22 protein-coding genes are annotated in these 18,913 nt (G+C 68.7%); 5 read left to right on the top strand and 17 right to left on the bottom strand.

Features of this window, described 5'->3' with window-relative positions:
* Nucleotides 1-2: 2 nt before the first annotated feature.
* Genes rpsC through rpsJ form a run of 8 tightly spaced genes read right to left on the bottom strand, consistent with a single transcriptional unit; the run spans nt 3 to nt 4,363 of the window.
* Complete coding sequence (rpsC, locus tag ON27_RS04510) at nt 3-797, bottom strand: 30S ribosomal protein S3 (RefSeq protein ID WP_043687258.1); 795 nt, start codon at nt 795-797, stop codon at nt 3-5.
* Nucleotides 798-1,226 carry a 50S ribosomal protein L22 gene (gene rplV, locus ON27_RS04505; protein WP_051046218.1) on the bottom strand — a complete coding sequence of 143 codons (429 nt, stop codon included), beginning with the start codon at nt 1,224-1,226 and terminating at the stop codon, nt 798-800.
* Nucleotides 1,223-1,504: a 30S ribosomal protein S19 gene (gene rpsS / locus ON27_RS04500; RefSeq protein ID WP_043719741.1), complete on the bottom strand. Its 282-nt coding sequence runs from the start codon at nt 1,502-1,504 to the stop codon at nt 1,223-1,225. The genes rplV and rpsS overlap by 4 nt, the downstream gene beginning before the upstream one ends.
* A gap of 15 nt (nt 1,505-1,519) precedes the next feature.
* The gene (gene rplB, locus ON27_RS04495) at nt 1,520-2,356 is read right to left on the bottom strand and encodes a 50S ribosomal protein L2 (protein ID WP_043687244.1); all 837 of its coding nucleotides are present in this window, start codon (nt 2,354-2,356) and stop codon (nt 1,520-1,522) included.
* A gap of 33 nt (nt 2,357-2,389) precedes the next feature.
* Nucleotides 2,390-2,695 carry a 50S ribosomal protein L23 gene (rplW, locus tag ON27_RS04490; RefSeq protein WP_014981657.1) on the bottom strand — a complete coding sequence of 102 codons (306 nt, stop codon included), beginning with the start codon at nt 2,693-2,695 and terminating at the stop codon, nt 2,390-2,392.
* Nucleotides 2,692-3,381, bottom strand: a complete 690-nt coding sequence (rplD, locus tag ON27_RS04485) for a 50S ribosomal protein L4 (protein WP_086007426.1) — start codon at nt 3,379-3,381, stop codon at nt 2,692-2,694. Before rplD ends, rplW begins: the two co-directional genes overlap by 4 nt.
* A complete protein-coding gene (gene rplC, locus ON27_RS04480; protein ID WP_043719739.1) occupies nt 3,378-4,043 on the bottom strand; it encodes a 50S ribosomal protein L3 in 666 nt (221 codons plus the stop codon). Before rplC ends, rplD begins: the two co-directional genes overlap by 4 nt.
* 14 nt (nt 4,044-4,057) lie before the next feature.
* On the bottom strand, nt 4,058-4,363 hold the full coding sequence (gene rpsJ, locus ON27_RS04475) for a 30S ribosomal protein S10 (protein ID WP_003938093.1): 306 nt from the start codon (nt 4,361-4,363) through the stop codon (nt 4,058-4,060).
* Nucleotides 4,364-4,883: 520 nt separating this feature from the next.
* Here rpsJ and ON27_RS04470 point away from each other — a divergent pair.
* Complete coding sequence (locus tag ON27_RS04470; RefSeq protein WP_043719735.1) at nt 4,884-5,360, top strand: hotdog fold domain-containing protein; 477 nt, start codon at nt 4,884-4,886, stop codon at nt 5,358-5,360.
* A gap of 66 nt (nt 5,361-5,426) precedes the next feature.
* Here the strand turns inward: ON27_RS04470 and ON27_RS04465 are convergent, their stop codons facing one another.
* The 3 genes from ON27_RS04465 to ON27_RS04455 are packed head-to-tail and all read right to left on the bottom strand — an operon-like array spanning nt 5,427 to nt 8,082.
* Nucleotides 5,427-6,080: an ATP-binding cassette domain-containing protein gene (locus ON27_RS04465; protein ID WP_083887378.1), complete on the bottom strand. Its 654-nt coding sequence runs from the start codon at nt 6,078-6,080 to the stop codon at nt 5,427-5,429.
* Between the two features lie 48 nt (nt 6,081-6,128).
* Nucleotides 6,129-7,064 (bottom strand): esterase/lipase family protein, encoded by a 936-nt coding sequence (locus ON27_RS04460; RefSeq protein ID WP_043719732.1) that lies wholly within the window; start codon nt 7,062-7,064, stop codon nt 6,129-6,131.
* Between the two features lie 13 nt (nt 7,065-7,077).
* The gene (locus ON27_RS04455; protein WP_043719728.1) at nt 7,078-8,082 is read right to left on the bottom strand and encodes an alpha/beta hydrolase; all 1,005 of its coding nucleotides are present in this window, start codon (nt 8,080-8,082) and stop codon (nt 7,078-7,080) included.
* A 233-nt stretch (nt 8,083-8,315) separates the two neighbouring features.
* Here ON27_RS04455 and ON27_RS04450 point away from each other — a divergent pair, with 233 nt between their 5' ends.
* The gene (locus tag ON27_RS04450; RefSeq protein ID WP_043719724.1) at nt 8,316-9,506 is read left to right on the top strand and encodes a lycopene cyclase family protein; all 1,191 of its coding nucleotides are present in this window, start codon (nt 8,316-8,318) and stop codon (nt 9,504-9,506) included.
* 24 nt (nt 9,507-9,530) lie between these two features.
* Here ON27_RS04450 and ON27_RS04445 read toward each other — a convergent pair whose 3' ends face one another.
* Genes ON27_RS04445 through ON27_RS04435 form a run of 3 tightly spaced genes read right to left on the bottom strand, consistent with a single transcriptional unit; the run spans nt 9,531 to nt 12,210 of the window.
* Entirely contained in the window at nt 9,531-10,409 is an 879-nt protein-coding gene (locus ON27_RS04445; protein ID WP_043719722.1) for an ABC transporter permease, read from the bottom strand.
* Nucleotides 10,406-11,185, bottom strand: a complete 780-nt coding sequence (locus ON27_RS04440) for an ABC transporter permease (protein WP_245559778.1) — start codon at nt 11,183-11,185, stop codon at nt 10,406-10,408. The genes ON27_RS04445 and ON27_RS04440 overlap by 4 nt, the downstream gene beginning before the upstream one ends.
* 41 nt (nt 11,186-11,226) lie before the next feature.
* Nucleotides 11,227-12,210, bottom strand: coding sequence for a daunorubicin resistance protein DrrA family ABC transporter ATP-binding protein (locus ON27_RS04435; RefSeq protein ID WP_043719784.1), 984 nt, complete (start codon nt 12,208-12,210; stop codon nt 11,227-11,229).
* 363 nt (nt 12,211-12,573) lie between these two features.
* Here ON27_RS04435 and ON27_RS04430 point away from each other — a divergent pair, with 363 nt between their 5' ends.
* The gene (locus ON27_RS04430) at nt 12,574-14,100 is read left to right on the top strand and encodes an aldehyde dehydrogenase family protein (protein WP_083887379.1); all 1,527 of its coding nucleotides are present in this window, start codon (nt 12,574-12,576) and stop codon (nt 14,098-14,100) included.
* A 14-nt stretch (nt 14,101-14,114) separates the two neighbouring features.
* Here ON27_RS04430 and ON27_RS04425 read toward each other — a convergent pair whose 3' ends face one another.
* A complete protein-coding gene (locus ON27_RS04425; RefSeq protein ID WP_043719719.1) occupies nt 14,115-15,350 on the bottom strand; it encodes a TetR/AcrR family transcriptional regulator in 1,236 nt (411 codons plus the stop codon).
* A 127-nt stretch (nt 15,351-15,477) separates the two neighbouring features.
* Here ON27_RS04425 and ON27_RS04420 point away from each other — a divergent pair, with 127 nt between their 5' ends.
* A complete protein-coding gene (locus tag ON27_RS04420; protein WP_043719716.1) occupies nt 15,478-16,296 on the top strand; it encodes an enoyl-CoA hydratase in 819 nt (272 codons plus the stop codon).
* Nucleotides 16,297-16,344: 48 nt separating this feature from the next.
* Nucleotides 16,345-17,370: an SDR family oxidoreductase gene (locus ON27_RS04415; protein WP_043719715.1), complete on the top strand. Its 1,026-nt coding sequence runs from the start codon at nt 16,345-16,347 to the stop codon at nt 17,368-17,370.
* 92 nt (nt 17,371-17,462) lie between these two features.
* Here the strand turns inward: ON27_RS04415 and ON27_RS04410 are convergent, their stop codons facing one another.
* Both ON27_RS04410 and ON27_RS04405 read right to left on the bottom strand, forming a co-directional pair.
* Nucleotides 17,463-18,452, bottom strand: a complete 990-nt coding sequence (locus tag ON27_RS04410; protein ID WP_043719769.1) for an alpha/beta hydrolase — start codon at nt 18,450-18,452, stop codon at nt 17,463-17,465.
* A 238-nt stretch (nt 18,453-18,690) separates the two neighbouring features.
* On the bottom strand, nt 18,691-18,913 hold a 223-nt coding region (locus tag ON27_RS04405; RefSeq protein ID WP_043719714.1), incomplete at its 5' end, for a hypothetical protein.

Below are 18,913 nucleotides of genomic sequence, written 5' to 3'. Positions count from 1 at the left end.
CGTCAGCCCTCCTGTGTCTCTGCCGGCGCGTCGGCCACCGCGGTGGCGGCGCGCCCGGCCTCGGTGCTGGTCGCAGTGGTGCCGGTGGAACCGGACCGACGCGGGCGGCTCGGCCGCTCCCGGCGCGGACGCTCGGGCGCGGCGGCAGCGGCGGCCAGCTCACGCTTGCCACCGACGATGTCGCCCTTGTAGATCCAGACCTTCACGCCGATGCGACCGAAGGTGGTCTTGGCCTCGTAGAGGCCGTAGTCGATATCGGCGCGCAGCGTGTGCAGCGGCACCCGACCCTCGCGGTAGAACTCCGAGCGCGACATTTCGGCGCCGCCGAGGCGGCCCGAGCACTGCACCCGGATGCCCTTGACGTTCGGCGAACGCATGGCCGACTGGATGGCCTTGCGCATCGCGCGACGGAACGCCACACGGTTGGACAGCTGCTCCGCCACGGCCTGCGCGACCAGCTGCGCATCCGACTCGGGGTTCTTCACCTCGAGGATGTTCAGCTGCACCTGCTTGCCGGTGAGCTTCTCCAGCTCGGCGCGGATGCGGTCGGCCTCGGCGCCGCGGCGGCCGATCACGATGCCCGGACGCGCGGTGTGGATGTCCACCCGCACGCGGTCACGGGTGCGCTCGATCTCGACCTTGGAGATGCCCGCCCGCTCCATGCCGGTGGCCAGCAGCTTGCGGATCGCGACGTCTTCCTTCACGTAGTCCGCGTACTGCTTGTCCGCGTACCAACGCGACTTCCAGTCGGTGGTGATACCGAGGCGGAAGCCATGGGGATTGATCTTCTGTCCCATTTACTTTGCCCCTCCCTTCCGGCGGTTACGAGTGGATCCACCGGCGGTGGGGATGCTCTCGACCTCGATGGTGATGTGGCTGGTGCGCTTGCGGATGCGGAACGCACGGCCCTGGGCACGCGGCTGGAACCGCTTCAGGGTCGCACCCTCGTCGACGTAGGCCGTCGAGATGACCAGCGTGGCCGGGTTCAAGCCGAGGTTGTTCTCGGCGTTGGCCGCGGCGCTGGCGACGACCTTGGCGACCGGCTCGCTCGCGGCCTGGGGCGCGAACTTCAGCAGGGCGAGGGCGTCCTCGACACGCTTGCCGCGGACCAGGTCCACGACACGGCGTGCCTTCATCGGGGTCACGCGAACGTGCTTGGCGGTCGCGCGCGCAGTCGGGTTTGACGGAGTCGTCAGCAGTGTCTGATTGCTCTTCGCTTCGCTCATCGCCGCTTGCTCTTCCGGTCTTCCTTGACGTGGCTCTTGAACGTCCTGGTCGGCGCGAACTCACCGAGCTTGTGCCCGACCATGTTGTCCGAGATGAACACCGGCACGTGCTTGCGGCCGTCGTGCACCGCGAACGTGTGCCCGATGAAATCGGGGATGATGGTCGAACGACGCGACCAGGTCTTGATGACCTGCTTGGTGCCCTTCTCGTTCTGCACGTCCACCTTCTTCAGGAGGTGGTCATCGACGAACGGGCCTTTCTTGAGGCTGCGTGGCATTTCTTACCTCCTCCTTCAGCGCTTCTTGCCGGTCTTGCGACGGCGGACGATGAGCTTGTCGCTCGGACGGTTGGGCTTGCGGGTGCGGCCTTCCGGCTGACCCCACGGCGAGACCGGGTGGCGACCACCGGAGGTCTTGCCCTCACCACCACCATGCGGGTGGTCGACCGGGTTCATGACGACACCACGGACCGTGGGGCGGCGACCCTTCCAGCGCATACGGCCGGCCTTACCCCAGTTGATGTTCGACTGCTCGGCGTTGCCGACCTCGCCGACGGTGGCGCGGCAGCGCACGTCGACGCGACGGATCTCACCGGAGGGCATACGCAGCGTGGCGTAGGGGCCTTCCTTGCCCAGCAGCTGGATGCTCATACCGGCCGAGCGGGCCAGCTTGGCGCCGCCGCCCGGACGCAGCTCCACCGCGTGGATGGTGGTACCGGTCGGGATGTTGCGCAGCGGCAGGTTGTTGCCCGGCTTGATGTCGGCTGTCGGGCCGGACTCGATTCGGGTGCCCTGCGTCACGCCCTTGGGGGCGATGATGTAGCGCTTCTCGCCGTCCACGAAGTGCAGCAGCGCGATGTTCGCGGTGCGGTTCGGGTCGTACTCGATGTGCGCGACCTTGGCCGGGATGCCGTCCTTGTCCAGGCGACGGAAGTCGATCAGACGGTAGGCGCGCTTGTGCCCGCCACCGCGGTGCCGGGTGGTGATCCGGCCGTGGGCGTTGCGGCCGCCGGACTTGGTCAGCGGACGCAGCAGCGACTTCTCCGGTTCCGACCGGGTGATCTCGGCGAAGTCCGAGACGCTGGCGCCACGACGGCCCGGCGTAGTCGGCTTGTACTTACGGATTGCCATGAGTTCTTCTCTGCTTTCTGGATTCCCGGGCGCTTACGCGACCGGGCCTCCGAAGATCTCGATGGGCTTGCTGTCGGCCGAGATGGTCACGAGCGCGCGCTTGGTGTCCTTGCGCTTGCCGTAACCGAAGCGGGTCCGCTTGCGCTTGCCCTGACGGTTGGCGGTGTTGACGCTGGTCACCTTCACGCCGAAGACCTTCTCCACGGCGATCTTGATCTGCGTCTTGTTCGAGTCCGGGTGCACCAGGAAGGTGTAGGTGCCCTCCTCGATCAGCCCGTAGGACTTCTCGGAGATGACCGGCGCCAGCAGAATGTCGCGGGGGTCGGCGATGGTGGTCACTTGCTCTCCTCCTGTGCAGCCTCGGCCGGGCCGTGCACGAACGTGTTGAGCGCCTCGACGCTGAACACCACTTCGTCGCTGTTGAGCACGTCGTAGGTGTTGAGCTGGTCCGGGGCGATCGGGTGCACGTTCTGCAGGTTCGCCACGCTCTTCCACGCGGCGACGTCCTCGCGGCCGACCACGACCAGGAACTTCTTGCGGTCCGACAGCTCGGCCAGGAAGCTCTTGGCGGTCTTGGTGGACGGGGCCTGCCCCGCCACCAGTTCGGTGATCACGTGGATGCGCTCGTTGCGCGCCCGGTCGGACAGGGCGCCACGCAGGGCGGCGGCCTTCATCTTCTTGGGCAGGCGCTGGGTGTAGTCGCGCGGCTGCGGGCCGTGCACGGTGCCACCGCCGGCGAACTGGGGCGCGCGGGTCGAACCCTGGCGGGCGCGGCCGGTGCCCTTCTGCCGGTACGGCTTCTTGCCGCCGCCGCGCACCTGGCCACGGGTCTTGGTCGCGTGGGTGCCCTGGCGGGCCGCGGCCTGCTGGGCCACGACGACCTGGTGCATCAGCGCGATGTTGGCGGTCACGTCGAAGATCTCCGCGGGGAGGTCGACGGTGCCGTTGGTCTTGCCGCCGATCTCCTTGACCGGCAGCGTGAGGTTTGCAGACTTCTTCTCAGTGTTCACAGCTGAGGTCGTCATGCGTGCGCACCACCCTTCACGGCGCTCTTGACGATCACGACGCCGCCCTTGCGACCCGGGATCGCTCCCTTGATCAGCAGCAGACCGTTCTCGGCGTCCACCTTGTGCACCGACAGGTTCTGCGTGGTGACCCGGTCGTTACCCATCCGGCCCGACATGCGCATGCCCTTGAACACGCGGCCGGGGGTGGCGCAGCCACCGATCGAACCCGGACGGCGGTGCACGGCCTGCGCACCGTGCGAGGCGCCCTGACCACGGAAGCCGTGGCGCTTCATGGTGCCCGCGAAGCCCTTGCCCTTGCTGGTGCCGGTGACGTCGACGTAGGCGCCCTCTTCGAACACGTCGGCGTTGATCTCCTGGCCGACCTCGAAGGTGGAGGCGTCCGCGACGCGGATCTCGGCGACGTGGCGGCGCGGGGTGACGCCCGCCTTGGCGAACTGGCCGGAGACCGGCTTGTTCACCTTGCGCGGGTCGATGGCGCCGAAAGCGACCTGGACGGCGCTGTAGCCGTCGCGCTCCACGGTGCGGATCTGGGTGACGACGTTCGGCCCGGCCTTGATGACGGTCACGGGAACGACGCGGTTCTTGTCGTCGAAGACCTGGGTCATGCCGAGCTTGGTGCCCAGGATGCCGGCGGCCGGCCTGTTCTTGTTGTCAGTCATGTCTCGAGTCCCCGTCACTGAATGTTGACGTCGACGCTGGCCGGCAGGTCGATGCGCATGAGCGCGTCCACCGTCTTCGGCGTCGGGTCGAGGATGTCGATGAGGCGCTTGTGCGTACGCATCTCGAAGTGCTCGCGCGAGTCCTTGTACTTGTGCGGCGAACGGATGACGCAGTACACGTTCTTCTCGGTCGGCAACGGCACCGGGCCGACGACGCGTGCCCCGGTGCGGGTCACCGTCTCCACGATCTTGCGCGCCGATGCGTCGATCGCCTCGTGGTCATAGGCCTTGAGCCTGATGCGGATCTTTTGTCCCGCCACGCTAAGTGTCCTTTTCTCCGCTTTCCTTCGTGGTCCGGAAGCCGGCTACACCAGCACTCTGGACCACCCTCATTTGCACAGCCCGAACACACGAAGACGTCCCAGCCCCGAGCGGGTCAGGCCCGGAGGAGGCGACCTGCGCGACTACGCAGGGCCCGCACTCGGGCTGAACCCGACACAGTGGAGACTTCCGACCGGGCATGCCCGATCCTCGCCGCTGTTCATCTGTCATGGTTCTCCGGTCCACGCGGTCGGGCGTGTCGCCCTTCCGCTCATTCCTCGGCCTCGGATCGCACTGCGTCTCGAACCTGGAACACTGTCCCGGACGTACCCACGCCAGAAATCCGGCGAGGTACACGATGGGTACTGCTCGCCCCGCCCGACCACCCGTTTCACGGGGAAACGGACATGGCCCGGTGCAAGGCAACCCGAACAGTATGCACGACGCCCGCGAGCCACTTCAAATCGGTCGGCCGCGCCGCCTCCGCACGCTTAACTTACTTCTGAGTAAGATAAGCGCATGACCAAAGAGACCGTGACCTACCGCGGCTGGAAAAAGCTGCCGGACAACCGGCTGGGACATGCCCTTTTCTCGCTCGGGATGGTGGCTCGGGTGCCCTACTTCGGCACGGTCCTGCCGAACGTGGTCCGGCTCGAGCCGGGGCTGTGCGAAGTGACGTCGCCGAAGTGGTTCGGAATCCACAATCATCTGGGCACCTTCCACGCCATCGCGGCGTGCAATCTGGCCGAGGTCGCCATGGGCATGCTGAGCGAGGCGACGGTGCCCGCGACGCACCGGTGGATCCCGAAGGCGATGAACGTCCAGTACCTGGCCAAGGCCGAGACGGGGCTGCGGGCCGTGGCGAAGCTGCCGGAGATCCCCGATTTCGCGAGCATCACCGAGGGCCGTGAGCTGGTGGTGCCGGTCTCGATCTACGACAAGCACGGCCTCGAAGTGGTGCACGCCGACATCACCACTTGGGTCACGCCCAAGTAGACACGGCCGGCCGCCAAGGCCGTCTTCGAGAGCGCGTTCCGATCGTTCGGCTCACTCCCGCGACCTTCACTCGGTAGCGACGACTCGACCCTGGTCGATATGCAAAGTCCGCTCCGCGCAACCGGCGAGCCCGTCTTTCGCGCAAGCCGAGACGACTATCGTCATATTCTGCCGCGCCAGAGCGCGCAGCGTTTCGGCGAGATAGCGGCGGCCGCCGTCGTCCAGGTCCGCCATCGGATTGTCCAGTACCAGCGCCGCCGGATCGGAGACCAGCGCCCTGGCCAAGCCCAACCACTTCTTCTCGCTGCGGGAAAGGCGGAGAACGGGTTGGGCGGACCGTTCGCGTAAGCGCGCCAGAGCTGTCGCCCGGTCGACGAGTGCCGCGGCCGCGTCTGCGCTATGGCCCGCGATTTTCGCCGAGTACTCCAAAGTTTGCGCGACGGTCCAGGTCTCGTTGCCTTCGTGCACGTCGGGCACCCAGCCGACTTTCGCTCGGACCACCCACGGTTCGACGCTGGGGTCCGCGTCCTCGACGCGCAGATACCCCCGGTGCGGTCGCAACCGACCGGCGAGCATCGACAACAGAGTCGTCTTTCCCGCACCGTTGGGACCGACCACCGCGGTGACTCGGCCCGCAGGGGCTTCGAACGTCACGTCGTCGACTACTGCGACTCCGGCGAATTCGCGGCGGAGCCCGCTACAAGTAATGCCGAGACCCACCGAGCTACTCCGTTTTCGTGTTGAACAATGTTGTCCGGCGGCGGTGGATCAGCAGGGCAACGCGCGCTGGTCACCGGCGAGCGCCGAGAGCACGGCGGCGGCGGTGCGCGGGTCTTCGAGCATGCCGCTGTGGTCGGCGTTGTTGCCGGGGCAGCCGTCCTGCAGCCAGAGGTTCCGGTCGGCGGCCCCTGGGGCGACGAGCAGGGCGGTGTCCTGCGGCGTGATCACCTGGTCGGCGCGGGAGGCGATGGCCGTGTACCGGAGACCGGGCACGGTCTCGCCCCCCGCGTTCAACCGGTTCAGCAGCGGTGACCCGACCACCTGCTGCTGTCCCGGGGTCCCGAAGACCTGGGCCGCGATCTGCGCGTTGCCCAGGCCGAGCGAGGCCAGGTCCGGGTAACCCGCGCGCAGCCCGTCCCAGGTCGTGCCGCGATAAGGCGTGCCGAGCGTCACCACCTGCGCGACCGCGTCCGCGCCGCGGGCCCGCAGGTACTGCCGGATCACGGTGCCGCCGGTGGAATGGCCGACCAGCGCCACCCGGCTCGCACCGGTCGTCTCCCGCACCGACCGCACGACTTCGGCGAGTTCGCTCGCCATCCGGTCGATATCGGCCACCCCGTAGAGCGCGCGCCCCAGCAGAGCGGCGCCGATCGGCCCGATACCGGTCGAGCTGGAACCGGTCTGCCCGCTCACCGCGTCGACGACGCCGGGCGCCGCCCCGAGGTTCGCGGCGAACACGCAATGCCCCTCGGCCCGGACAGCGGGCGCGAGCAGGGCGAAACTGCGGCCGATATCGGTACCCGAGCCGTGCACGAGCACCACCGGTTCCGGCCGTGCCGGGGTGGGCAGGCAGGACCAATCGTTGGCGCCGTCCAGCGGCGGCGTCTCCGGCGCGGCGGCCGCGCTCGGCGCGTGCAGCAGCGCGGCGCAGACCGCGGCCATCATCAGGCCGGCGACTCGCGCGGCCCGGAAGCGAAGAGACATCTCGAATTCCCGATCAGATTCCCAGTGGAGCGGCCAGGGTCGGCCAGGAGTCCTTCAGCGCGTCCTCCCAATAACCCCAGGAATGGGTGCCTTCACCCCGGAAGTTGTAACGCGCGGGGATGCCGAGGCTGTCCAACCGATCTTTCATGTTGTGCGAGCAGTAATTGGTGGCCGCTTCGATGACGCCGCCGACCACGAGTTGATTGGCGAAACCCCACGGACCGTTCAGCGAGTATTTGCCGCCGTACTGGTCGTAGACGCCGGGCAGGCCATTTCCGCTGGCGATGTATATCGATTTTCCGCGCAGCCCCTCGGCGTGCACGTATGGGTCGTTGGCCTTCCATTGCGGATCGCCCGCGGGGCCCCACATGTTGTCCAGCTCGGCCAGGCCCCACTCTTCGACGGTGAGCCGGACGAACTCGCGGCCGATCGGGTCGCTGACCTGTGCGCAACCGCTGTAGGCGGCGACGCTGGAGAACAGGTCGCCGGTGGTCGCGGCGAGCGCGAGCGTCGTCGTCGCCGACATGGAGAAGCCCGCGACGGCATTGCGCCCGCTGGTGGCGAGGTAGGTGTCGATCAGCGGCGGCAGTTCGCTGCTCAGGAAGGTCTTCCACTTCTGGCGCCCGAGCCGGGGATCGTCCTTCTGCCAGTCCGCGTAATAGCTGAACATGCCGCCGATCGGCGTGACCGCGTGCACGTTCTTGTCCGCGAGGAACTGCATCGCATCGGTCTTCGTCGCCCAGGTGGAGCCGTCGATGCCACCGGCCGCGCCGAGCAGCATGTACAGCACCGGGCGCGGCACGCTCGTATCCGCGGCACGCTGTACTTCCACCGGAATGTCGAGATCCATTGCGGCGGAATGCACCGTCAATGTCAGGTTGCGCGCGTCGTGCTCCTGCACGGACACGATGGAAGACGCCGCGGGCGCCGCGGACGCCTGCACCGACACGACCGCCGACGCGGCTGCGCCGACGACCGCTGCCGACAACACCAGCCGGCGGAAGTGACTTCCTCTCATGACTCCCCTTATCCCGAATCCCGGAACGCCTCGCGCTCCGAGCCCACGGTATGGTGCGCCGCAATCCATTTCACGACTGAAGTTGCTGGGCCACTGATTCTGGGGGCACGAGCGGAAACGGAATTCGTGCCGTCTCGAAGCCGATTCATTCCGATTCGGCGAGACCCGAATTCCTTGGGCATGCGCGCTTCGTATGGTTGCGCTCGCGTCGGCCGAGCGGATTGAATGCCCCTATGGGTGTCAGCGCGGGCCGGGAAGTCGATGTGTGCGTGGTCGGGCTCGGTCCCACCGGTCGGGCGCTGGCGCACCGCGCGATGCGCGCCGGGCTGTCGGTCACCGCCGTCGACCCCCGCCCGGACCGGCTGTGGCCGCCCACGTTCTCCTGCTGGGTGGACGAACTGCCGCAGTGGCTGCCTGCCACGGCTCTCGCGACCACCATCCCGGCGCCCACGGTCTGGACCAAGACCGAACACCGCATCGACCGCCCGTACTGCGTGCTGTCCAAGCCAGGGCTGCACGCGGCGCTGGCCCTCGACGACGCCACCGTCGTGCCGGGCCGCGCCACCCGGGTGGACGCGCACGAAGTGGAACTCGCCGACGGCACGGTGCACCGAGCGGCGGCGGTGTTCGACACTCGCGGGCTGCCCGCACTCGGGCGACGCCGGGCGGCGAGCGCGCACGGCATCTTCGTCGACGCCGAGACCGCCGCGCCGATGGTCGCCGATGGCGAGGGTCTACTGCTGGACTGGCGACCGGAGAACGGCGCGGGGCCGCACGAGCCACCGTCGTTCCTCTACGCCGTACCGCTGGGCGATGGCACGGTGATCTTCGAGGAGACCAGCCTCGGCCTGCGGGGCGGCATGCCGCAGCACGAATTGCGCAAACGCACGCTCAACCGCCTCGCCGCGCACGGCATCCGCCTCACCGGCGCCGAATCGAGCGAGGCGGCGCACTACCCGCTCGACCAGCCGCCGCCGCGCCGCGGCACGGCGCGCGCCGTTCCGTTCGGGTCCCGCGGCGGCATGATGCACCCGTGCACGGGCTACAGCGTGGCCGATTCGCTGGCTCTGGTGGACACCGCGGTCACCGCGCTGCGCCGGGGCCGCGACCCGATCGCCGCGCTGTGGCCGCCGCGTGCGCGACTGGTGTATTGGATGCGGATGCGCGGCCTTTACGGCCTCGGCCGACTCACCACCGAACAGTCCATCGCCATGTTCGACGCGTTCTTCAGCGCCTCCCCGCGCGGCCAGCGCGCGCTGCTGTCCGCGCACGACGACTACACCGCGCTGGGCGCCGTGCTGTTCGGCACGGTCGCGCACACCTGGCCGTTCCGCTGGCGCTACGACCTGGTGGGCTGGACCAACCGGGATCGCTGGCTGGATTACGACTTCGCCGAACCGCGGGAAGCGGCCGAGAGCCGGTGACCGGGCCCGGCGCGGGCGGACGGTCTAGGGCCCCGTCTCCGCGGCCCGCCGGTATCCCCGGACGGCGGGGTAGGCGAACACGACGATCATCCCGAGCGTCCAGGCGAGCGTCTTGATCAGCGGCTCGGCGACCGCGCCTCCGTAGGACAAGCCGCGCATCGCATCTATCGCACAACTCATCGGCTGGTTGGCCACCACGTCCTGCAACCAGACCGGGTAGGCGAAGACCGGCACGAAACCGGAGTTGAAGAACATCAGCAGCGTGTTGATGATGCCGATGATGTTCACCAGCATCACCCCCTCGGACACGGTGGCCAGCGCGGTGACCAGAACGGCGAAGGCGACCCCGAACAGGACCGGGATGCCGATCAACGCCACCGCTGCCGCGGGCCCCTGATCGAACCGGAAGCCGAGCAGCAGGCCCACCGCCACCACGAACAGCGTGGTCACCAGGACACGGACCGCCTCCGCGAGCAGTCGTCCGGTGAATCCGGCCGCACGATGCACCGGCATCGTCCAGAACCGGCCGAGCAGCCCGGTCATCTTCTCGGTCTTGAAGCCGAGCGCGCTCACCACCGCACCGGACATCGCCGCGACCAGCGTCAACAGCGGAACGGTTCCGTACACGGCGGGCATGCCGGTGGCCCCGGAGACCGGCTTGTTCAGCACGATGTAGAACATCAGCAAGGTCAGCGCGGGGTACACCAGCGTCTGGATGGTCGTGGCGGGATCACGCGCCCAGACCAGCAGCAGCCTCTTGCACTGGATCAGGCTCTGCACCGCCAACGTGACCAGCGCGCCTTCCGGCTTCGCCCGCACGACCGGCAGCGGTTCGCTCGCGCGGACCTCGGCCTCGTCGGCCTGCTGGGCGGTGCGCTCCACGGTCGATTCCACCGAACTCATGACCGCCTCACACTCGCCCAGATCGCCAAAGGAACGAACGCCGCGGCGAGCCCGATCAGCCACACCAGCGGCACCCACAACACCTGCCAGGTCACGCCGTCGGCCGCCATGTCGCGCAGGGCGAAGGAGAACTGGGAGATCGGCTGATTGCGCACGAAGGGACGAATCCATTCCGGGAAGTTGCGTTCCGGCACGAACCCACAGGAGAGCATGCCGAAGATCAGCGTCGGCAGGGTCAGCGCCTGACTCAGCGACTCGGGGCTCTTGGTCAGGCTGCCCAGCGCGTCCGCGCCGATCGCCAGCACCGTGCCGACGCCGAGGGAGAACGCGCAGAACAGCACGGCCTGGCCGAGACCGGCGTCGAAGCGGAAGCCGATCAGGTGGCCGAACAGCACCGCCGCGGTGAGCGAGGTGACCGAGCGGACCAGCCCCGCGCAGATGCGCGCGGTGAACGGCACCAGCGTCCCGATCGGCATGGTCTGCAGTCGGGTGCTCAGCCCGGTCATCGCCTCGAACGCGGCGAGCTGCGCGTTGGACATCATGGTGAAGGCCATGGTCTGCAACACGATGATCGGCATGACGTACTGGGCGTAGTCGACGCCCTGGATCTTCATCACGTAGCGCAGCGGCAGGTAGAAGCCGAGGGTGAACACCAGCGGCGTGACCATCGCGACGATCAGCTCGCCCTTGGTGGCCATGGTCCAGATGATCCGGCCGGTCAGCGCGCGCCACTGCGCGAACGACGACAGCCGGGGCGCGGGCAGCTCGGCGAACAAGCTGACCTCGGGCCCGGTGTGCTCCGGCGCGGTCGCAGCGGTCACGCGTGCCCGCCCGAGTGACCGGTGATGGACAGGAACACGTCGTCGAGCGAGGGGCGGCGCAGCGCGATGTCGGCCAGGTCGACGCCCGCGCTGTCGAGCCTGCGCAGCGCCTCGGTCAGCGTGGCGGCGCCCTCCGGCGCGGGGATGGACAGCCGGTCGCCGCCGTCGAGGTCGGCCATGACCGCGGGGGGCACCAGGTCGCCGAGCGCGTACGCGGCGGTGCGCAGCTTCTTCGGGTCCAGCGGCACGACTTCGCAGTAGCTGCCGCCGGTCTTCTCCTTGAGTTCGTCGGCGGTGCCCTCGGCGATCACCGTGCCTTTGTCGATGACGATGATGTTGTCGCTGAGCACGTCGGCTTCCTCCAGGTACTGCGTGGTCAGCAGCACCGTGATGCCTTGCGTCTTGAGCGCGGTCACCAGGTCCCAGACGCCCTGGCGGCTGCGCGGGTCGAGGCCGGTGGTCGGCTCGTCCAGGAACACCACCTCGGGACGCACCACCAGCCCGCAGGCGATGTCGACGCGGCGGCGCATGCCGCCGGAGTAGTGGCGCACGGCGCGGCGGCCCGCGCTCACCAGGTCGAATTCCTCCAGCAGGGTGTCGGCGCGCTTGCGGGCCGCGGACTTGCCCAGGCCCATCAGCCTGCCGAACAGTTCCAGGTTCTCCCGGCCGGAGAGGTTCTCGTCCAGCGCCGCGTACTGACCGGTCATCATGATCGATCGCCGCACGCCCGCCGGATCCTTCAGCACGTCGTGCCCCGCGACGACGGCGGTGCCCGAGTCGGGACGCAGCAGGGTGGACAGCACCTTCACCATGGTCGTCTTGCCCGCGCCGTTGGGCCCGAGGATGCCGAGCACCGAAGCGCGTTCGGCGACGAAGCTGACGCCCTGCAGTGCATGCACCTCGCCGAACGACTTGCGAACGTCCGCTACCCGGACCGCTGGCTCACCCGCATGCGAATCTGCTTGGTTGGAACTCGGCATCAACTCTCCACTATCGGCCGGTACGGCGACCACGTCGCCCGAGCGCACGCGCACGCTCGGATTGGTGATCCGTCGCGCCCCGCGTGATGTTACCGGCCGGATGATCCGGCCTTTCGCCGTGCGCGCAGGACCGACCCGGGCATACGCCAATTGTGTCCTTACTCACATTTCTCGCTGCCCGTCCGCCACGCAAGGGATCGACGCTGGTGAGCGCCATCCGGTGCGGCCGGGAGCCGGCGGCCGAGCCTTGTCGGTCCGCTGCGCCAGACCATAGTCTGCTTTGCGGGGGACCACACTCACTCGTCCGCGGCTGTGCCCCGCTGAGCGGTCCGCACGCTGGTTTCGACACTGCGAGAGGTGATCATGGCCGAGTCCGCGCAGCCACGGTTGGCGGCGCGTCCGGGAGGAACGGGCCGAACGAACGTGCTGACGTCTTACGATCCGCGCACCGGCGAGGTCGTGGGCAATTACGCCGTGATGAGCGCCGGTGAACTGAATCGCGCGGTGCGCGCGGCCCGCTCCGCCGAGAAATGGTGGGCGGAACTGGGTTTCAGCAGCCGCAGGCGGTGGCTGCTGGACTGGAAGCGCGAGATCGTCCGGCGCTCGGGCGAATTGGTCGCCCTGCTGTGCGAGGAGACCGGGAAGCCGGAAGCCGACGCCGCAATCGAGGTGCTGCTCGCGGTGGAGAACCTGGACTGGGCAGCGCGCAACGCGGGCCGCGCGCTGGACCGGCGGCGCATCGGTTCCAGCTGGCTCACCCGCAACCAGCGGGCCACGGTCGGTTATCTGCCGCTGGGCGTCGTCGGGGTGCTCGGCCCGTGGAACAACCCGGTGTTCACGCCGATGGGCTCGATCGCCTACGCGATGGCGGCGGGCAACGCCGTGGTCTTCAAACCGCACGAGCTGACCACCGGCGTCGGCGTGTGGCTGGCCGACAGCTGGGCCCGGCTCGCGCCGAACCAGCCAGTGCTGCAAGTGGTCACCGGCGACCGGGCCACCGGCGCCGCGCTGTGCCGGGCCAAGGTCGACAAGATCGCCTACGCCGGTTCGGAGGACGGCGCGCGCGAGGTGATCTCGGTGTGCGCGCAGACCATGACACCGGTCGTGGTGGAGCGCGGCGGCAAGGGCAGCATGGTCGTGCACGTCGACGCGAAACTGGACGATGCCGCCGAGGCCGCCGTGTTCGGGGCGATGGCCAACGCCGGGCAGAACGCCACCGGCATCCAGCGGGCCTATGTCGCCCAGTCGGTCTACGACCGCTTCCTCGACCTGGTCGTCGACCAGGCGAGCAAGCTGCGGCCCGGCGCCGACCGGAAGGCGTCCTACGGCCCGATGATCATGGAGTCGCAGGTCGAGGTGGTGCGCAAGCAGGTGCGCGACGCGGTGGCCAGGGGCGGCCGCGCGGTGGTGGGCGGTCTGGAGTCGATCCGCGAGCCCTACATCGAACCGATCGTGCTGGCCGAGGTGCCGGAGGAGAGTATCGCGATCACCGGTGAGGGCATCGGCCCGGTGCTAATCGTGAACAAGGTGGCGAGCATGGACGAGGCCGCCGAGCGGATCAACGCGGTCGGCACCGACGTGGCGGTGTCGGTGTTCACCAGGGACGTGCACGAGATCGAGGCGTTCGCCGAACAATTGCGCGTCGGGGTGGTCACCATCAATTCCTCGACCGTCTACGCTGGCATCCCCGCGTTGCCCTTCGGCGGGGTGGGCGAATACGGCCAGGGCCACAGCCACGGCGACCAGGGGCTGCGCGAGTTCAGCAGGACGCTGGCCATCACGCGCAAGCGGTATCGGGCGCCGGTGAACCTGTCCACGTTCGATCGGCACCCGCGCCATCTCCGGCTCGCCAGATTGATCTTCCGGATCCGCCACGGCCGCCGCCCCTGAGCGGCGCGGGGCCCTCAGCCCAGCAGCACCGCGTCCATGAGCGCGGTGACCCGGGCCAATTGCGCGGGCCGGGAATCGAATCGGATCAACCGGCCCACATCGATCACCTGGCTGATGGCGGCGTGCACCCGGAAGCGCGCCTCCACCGGGTCGCCGTCGAGCAGGTTCGCCCACTCCAGCACGTTCTGCCGCTGGATGGCGCGCAGCTTGTGCTGCTCGGCCTGCGGCAGGTTGGTGAACTCGGCGTAGTAGACTGGCATGATCTCCGGCATGGAGAAACTGAGTTTGGCGTAGCGGTCGGCCAGCCGTCGCGCGGCCTCCTCGCGGCTGGCCGCCTCGGCCAGCGCTTCGGTGATCGCGATGGCCAGCCGGTCGCCGGTGCGATAGAAGGCCGCGGCGAGCAGGTCGGCTTTACTGGCGAAGTACCGGTACACGCTGGAGGCGTTGATGCCGACCGCGGCGCCGACCTCCTCGATGCTCGCCTCGTGATAGCCCTGCCTGCCGAAGATTCGGATGGCCTCGGTGAGCAATTGTTCGCGCTTGGAGGTCACCGGGATGCCGCGTACGGGCGGCTCGGGGTCCGGTTCGGCCGGGGCGGGAGGCAATTCGGTACGCAGCACGGCCCAGGCCATCTCGTGCAGCAGCGGAAGCAGCCGCGCGCTCGACAGTGCGGTGCGGTGCGCGGCGATGCTGGCGATCGCGCTGAGCACGGCCGCCGCCAGCATCGCCGTGTCGGCGGCAGGCGCGTCGGGGCGCAGCAGCGCGATCGGCGCCACCAGGGTGTTGTTCAAGTCGTCGTAGATCTTTTTGATCCGCACCCGGTCGTCGCGCTCGAGATAGCGCCGTTCCCACCGGTAGAGCCCGGCCTCACGACGGATGTCGACGGTGTGCTCGCTGATCGCGCGAATCAGCGCGTCCAAGCGCTGCGCCGGGTCCAGCCGGGTGTCGTCGGCGGCCTCGGCGACGGTCAGCAGGTGTCGCGCGCCTTCCTCGGCGGCCGCGACCAGCAGCGCGTACTTGTTGGTGAAGTGCCGGTACAGCGCCGGACCGGAGATGCCGACCTCGGCGGCGATCTCGTCCACGCCGACGGGGTAGTACCCGCGTTCGCTGAACGCCCGCGCGGCCGCCCGGATGATCTGGACCTTCCGGTCCTTGGGGCGGCGGCGCACCGACGCGGCCTCCGCGCCCGTCCTACTGCCCGGGTCGGGCCGCGCGGGAGCGAGGCCGACCTCGCTGCGATCCGCGACCATGCACCTCTCCGTTCTCCGGCGGCGCTGGTTGACAGCGCCCGACAATGGAACCTAAGTTAACCACAATTCGCAAAGTTAACCACTATTCACGGCCGGGTGTCCGCCGAATTGCAGCTTAGGAGCAAACATGAGCAAGAACGATTCCGCGGCCCCGGCCGCCGCCCCCGCCGCCGCGCGGTTCACGGCGGTTCAGGACGGCAAAGTGCTGCGGGTCACGATCACCAACCCGAAGCGGAAGAACGCCATCGACTACGACACCATGGTCGCGCTCGGGGACACCTTCCGCTCGGCGGCCGAGGACCGCGCGGTGCGGGCGATCGTGCTGACCGGCGAGGGCAGCGATTTCTGCACCGGCGCCGATCTGTCGGCCGGCGCCGACGAGGCTCGCCGCGGCATCACCTCGGACATGGTGATGGACGCGGCGAACCGTCTGGTGCGCGCCATCGTGGACGCGCCGGTTCCGGTGATCGTGCGCATCCGGGGCGCCGCGGCGGGCGTCGGCGTCGGCATCGCGCTGGCCGCGGACCTGGTCTACGCCAGCGAGGACTCCTACCTGCTGCTGGCCTTCATCAACATCGGCTTGATGCCCGACGGCGGGGCGGCCGCCCTGGTCGCCGCGGCGGCGGGCCGCCCGCTGGCGGCGCGGATGGCGCTGCTCGGCGAGCGGCTGCCCGCCCGCGAAGCCGCCGCCGCGGGCCTGTTCACCGCGGTGGTGCCCGATGCCGAACTCGACGCCGCCGTGGAGGCGGGGGTCGAGAAGATCGCCACCGGTCCGCGGCGCGCGCTGGAACTCACCAAGCGGGCGCTGAACCAGGCCACGCTGACCTCGCTCGACGCGGCCCTGGCCGCCGAGAAGGCGGGGCAGACCGAGCTGCTGCGCTCCCCCGATTTCGTCGAGGGAGCCACCGCGATGCTCACCAAGCGCAAGGCCGTCTTCGCCGACTGATCAGCCCGCCGGAGCGGACCGACCGGCAGGCGACTATGTTCATCGGCTATGACTTACCTGGTTACCGGGGCAACTGGGTTCATCGGTCGGTTCCTCATCCCCGAGCTCCTGAAACGCGAGGGTGACATCCACGTACTGGTCCGGCCGGGTGACGCCTCGGCCGACCGGTTCGCCTGCTGTGCGCAGGAATGGGCGGGCGGCGACCGCGTCCGCCCGGTACGCGGCGATCTGGGCGCCCCGGGACTGGGTATCGACCCGACCTGGCTGGCCCGGCATCGCGGCGCCGTCCGGCACGTCTTCCACCTGGCCGCGGGCTACGACCTGACCGAGCGCGGCGGCGGAACCAGGCATCTGGTCGACGTCGCCGAGGAACTGCGCGTCGATCAGCTGCACCATGTCTCGACCGTGGAGGTGGCCGGCTCGACCGAGGGCTTGTTCACCGAGGACATGTTCGATCACGGCCAGGCGCTGACCACGCCCGTGCAGCGGGCGAGATTCGAGGCCGAGCGGATCGTGCGGGAGTCGGCGCTGCGCTGGCGCATCTACCGGCCCTCGATCGTGATCGGGCACTCCAGGACCGGCGAGATCGATCGGATCGACGGCCCGTACTACTTCTTCCGCCTGCTGCGCATGGGCGCGCAACTGCCGAGGCTGCTGCCGGTGCTGGTCCCGAAGCTGGGCGAAACCAACATGGTCCCGGTCGATTTCGTCGCGCGCGCCCTCGACCACATCGCCCACCGCCCCGGTTCGGACAAGATCACCTACCACCTGGTGGATCCGCGCAGGCAGAGCGCGGTCGAGGCGCTGAACCTGTTCGCCGACGAGGCGGGCGCGCCGCACCTGGTGGAGGTGATGCCCAAGCGCACCCTGGACATGATGTTGCGCGTCCCCGGCGTCAATTGGCTGCTGCCCCGGGTCGGCGTGCCCCTGGATGTGCTGGAGCACAGCGAATTCGCCTGCTGGTTCGATTGCAGGCACACCAGCGCGGCGCTGGCGGGCACCGACATCAGAGTCCCGCCGTTGGACGTCTACGCGCCGCGGATCTGGAAGTACTGGATCGAGAACTGGGTCTGATCGCCACAAAGACCGACCGCCTGGCTGCTTCGGGCAACCAGGCGGTCGTCGAGTTCAGCCGGACGTTCCGGCTTCGCTGGGCAGTTCGGCGATCAGACGCCGAGACCCCGCGCGAGCACGGGCCACGAGAGCAGGAACTCGTCGCGCCAGTAGCCCCAGGAGTGGGTGCCCGAGTTGCGGAAGTTGTAGGTGGCCGGGATACCCAGCTGGTCCAGCTTGTTCTTCAGGTTGTTGGTGCAGTAGTTGGTGCCCGCCTCGATCACACCGCCGATGATGATCTGGTTGGCCAGGCCGTACGCGCCGGGCAGGGCGTACTGGCCGTTGAGCGTGTCGTACTGACCGGGCAGGCCGTTGCCGGTGGAGATGTAGAGGTCCAGCCCGCGCAGCCCCTCGGCGTGCACGTACGGGTCGTTGGCCACCCACTCCGGCCCGCCTTGCGGCCCCCACATGTTGTCGGTGTTGCCGCCGCCCCAGGTCTCGACGGTCAGCTTGACGAACTCGGAACCGACCGGGTCACTGGTCTGCGCGCAGCCGCTGTAGGCCGCGGCGGCCTTGTACAGGCCCGGCTTGGAGATCGGCAGCGCCAGCACCGTGGTGCCCGAGGTGGACAGGCCCGCGATGGCGTTCACGCCGTTGGTGCCCAGCGCGCCGTCGATCAGCGGGGGCAGCTCCTCGGTGAAGAAGGTCTTCCACTTGTTGCGGCCGAGTACCGGGTCGTCCTTGATCCAGTCGGTGTAGTAGCTCCACTTGCCGCCGATGGGCTGGATCACATTGACGTTCTTGTCCGACAGGAACTGCAGCGCGTCGGTCTTCGCCTGCCACGAGGCTTCGTCCTCGCCGCCGCCCGCGCCGTTGAGCAGGTACAGCGTGGGACGCGGTACGGAGGCGTCGGCGGGACGCTGGACATCGATGATGACCTTCTCGTCCATCGCCGCCGAGTACACGTACAGGCGGATGCTGCGCGCGTCCTTGTACTCGGCCTTGGTGATACGCGAACCGTCCGGGGCGACCGGGTCCGCCAGCAGGCTCTTGCGATCGATGATCGGGTCAGCTGTCGCGCTGGACGCGCCGAGACCGGTCATCATGCCCGCGAGCACTGCGGTTGCCGCGATCGCGGCCGCGACCCGCAGGCCACCGCGCCAGGTCTGTCGACGTATCAATTTCGCACCTTCGCTTCGTCTCGAGATTCGCTCTGCATGCCCCACGCGCCGGGTGATGCCCAGGAACATCCCGCCCGACCATACGGCCTATGTAGTCGTCACAAAAGAGGACTTCGTTACCGCACCGTTGCCCCATCATGCCGGAACGGTGTCGCGTCGATCATGACCACCCCATGTTCCGTGTCGTTTCCCACCCAGGGGGATCCAGCAGTTCGGACAATCGAGGGCCGATCTGCGCCAACGCTTCCGGGGAGGTCATCTGATCGTGCGGGACACCGACCGGATGATCGTCGACCCGGCCGTCCACATAGGGTTGCCAGCCGGCCGCCGCGGTGTCGTGACCAAGCGCGCTGAAGTAGTCCACCCGGCCCCGGTAGACCGTC

Origin of the sequence: Nocardia asiatica NBRC 100129, from assembly GCF_000308415.1 — a bacterium.
Classification (GTDB): Bacteria; Actinomycetota; Actinomycetes; order Mycobacteriales; family Mycobacteriaceae; genus Nocardia; species Nocardia asiatica.
The sequence above is the reverse complement of the archived record's forward strand: the minus strand, read 5'-3'. Positions and strand labels throughout refer to the sequence as shown.

What these genes read in the sequence shown, in the direction of transcription:
- rpsC (WP_043687258.1), bottom strand. Translation starts at nt 797, where the DNA reads ATGGGACAGAAGATCAATCCCCATGGCTTCCGCCTCGGTATCACCACC.
- rplV (WP_051046218.1), bottom strand. Translation starts at nt 1,226, where the DNA reads ATGAGCGAAGCGAAGAGCAATCAGACACTGCTGACGACTCCGTCAAAC.
- rpsS (WP_043719741.1), bottom strand. Translation starts at nt 1,504, where the DNA reads ATGCCACGCAGCCTCAAGAAAGGCCCGTTCGTCGATGACCACCTCCTG.
- rplB (WP_043687244.1), bottom strand. Translation starts at nt 2,356, where the DNA reads ATGGCAATCCGTAAGTACAAGCCGACTACGCCGGGCCGTCGTGGCGCC.
- rplD (WP_086007426.1), bottom strand. Translation starts at nt 3,381, where the DNA reads ATGACGACCTCAGCTGTGAACACTGAGAAGAAGTCTGCAAACCTCACG.
- rplC (WP_043719739.1), bottom strand. Translation starts at nt 4,043, where the DNA reads ATGACTGACAACAAGAACAGGCCGGCCGCCGGCATCCTGGGCACCAAG.
- ON27_RS04470 (WP_043719735.1), top strand. Translation starts at nt 4,884, where the DNA reads ATGACCAAAGAGACCGTGACCTACCGCGGCTGGAAAAAGCTGCCGGAC.
- ON27_RS04460 (WP_043719732.1), bottom strand. Translation starts at nt 7,064, where the DNA reads ATGTCTCTTCGCTTCCGGGCCGCGCGAGTCGCCGGCCTGATGATGGCC.
- ON27_RS04455 (WP_043719728.1), bottom strand. Translation starts at nt 8,082, where the DNA reads ATGAGAGGAAGTCACTTCCGCCGGCTGGTGTTGTCGGCAGCGGTCGTC.
- ON27_RS04450 (WP_043719724.1), top strand. Translation starts at nt 8,316, where the DNA reads ATGGGTGTCAGCGCGGGCCGGGAAGTCGATGTGTGCGTGGTCGGGCTC.
- ON27_RS04445 (WP_043719722.1), bottom strand. Translation starts at nt 10,409, where the DNA reads ATGAGTTCGGTGGAATCGACCGTGGAGCGCACCGCCCAGCAGGCCGAC.
- ON27_RS04435 (WP_043719784.1), bottom strand. Translation starts at nt 12,210, where the DNA reads ATGCCGAGTTCCAACCAAGCAGATTCGCATGCGGGTGAGCCAGCGGTC.
- ON27_RS04430 (WP_083887379.1), top strand. Translation starts at nt 12,574, where the DNA reads ATGGCCGAGTCCGCGCAGCCACGGTTGGCGGCGCGTCCGGGAGGAACG.
- ON27_RS04425 (WP_043719719.1), bottom strand. Translation starts at nt 15,350, where the DNA reads ATGGTCGCGGATCGCAGCGAGGTCGGCCTCGCTCCCGCGCGGCCCGAC.
- ON27_RS04420 (WP_043719716.1), top strand. Translation starts at nt 15,478, where the DNA reads ATGAGCAAGAACGATTCCGCGGCCCCGGCCGCCGCCCCCGCCGCCGCG.
- ON27_RS04415 (WP_043719715.1), top strand. Translation starts at nt 16,345, where the DNA reads ATGACTTACCTGGTTACCGGGGCAACTGGGTTCATCGGTCGGTTCCTC.
- ON27_RS04410 (WP_043719769.1), bottom strand. Translation starts at nt 18,452, where the DNA reads ATGACCGGTCTCGGCGCGTCCAGCGCGACAGCTGACCCGATCATCGAT.